Below are 573 nucleotides of genomic sequence, written 5' to 3'. Positions count from 1 at the left end.
CGCTGTCGCTCCCACTACCGCTCCTGCGTTGGCTTATCTTGTTCAATTAAATGAACGTTTTGACGGAAACTGGGAACACGCAATCGCAGCCTACAATAGTGGCGGCGGTCGTGTATCTAGCGCTATCCGTAAGAACAAAAAATTGGGTAAACCTGTCGACTTTTTCTCTTTAGATCTGCCAAAAGAGACCAGTAGCTACGTGCCAAAACTTCTCGCTCTTGCGGACGTGGTGGCAAACCAAGAAAAGTACGGTATCGACATTCCATCTATCCCAAACAAACCAGTGCTGACGTTAGTCGATCCGAAAGAACAACTGGATCTCGCTATCGCTGCTGATTACGCGGGCATCGGGGTAAAAGAGCTGCAAAGCTACAACCCTGCCTACAACCAATGGTCCACCGCACCAGAAGGGCCTCATCAGCTTCTTATTCCTGTGGAGAAGAAGGATGCGTTCTTAACTCAAGTTGAGAGCAATCGCGGTAAAGGCATGAAAGTCGCGCGTTACAAAGTCAAATCTGGCGACTCGTTGAGTATGTTGGCGAAGAAATACGGTACGACCTCAAAAGTGATTCA

The 573-nt window shown here is 48.3% G+C and carries 1 protein-coding gene; it reads left to right on the top strand.

Features of this window, described 5'->3' with window-relative positions; genetic code table 11:
* Positions 1-573: transglycosylase SLT domain-containing protein (locus R7Z77_RS27310; protein WP_318137299.1), on the top strand; the 573-nt coding region annotated here is incomplete at both ends.

Source organism: Vibrio sp. 1401 (assembly GCF_033340295.1).
The sequence above is the reverse complement of the archived record's forward strand: the minus strand, read 5'-3'. Positions and strand labels throughout refer to the sequence as shown.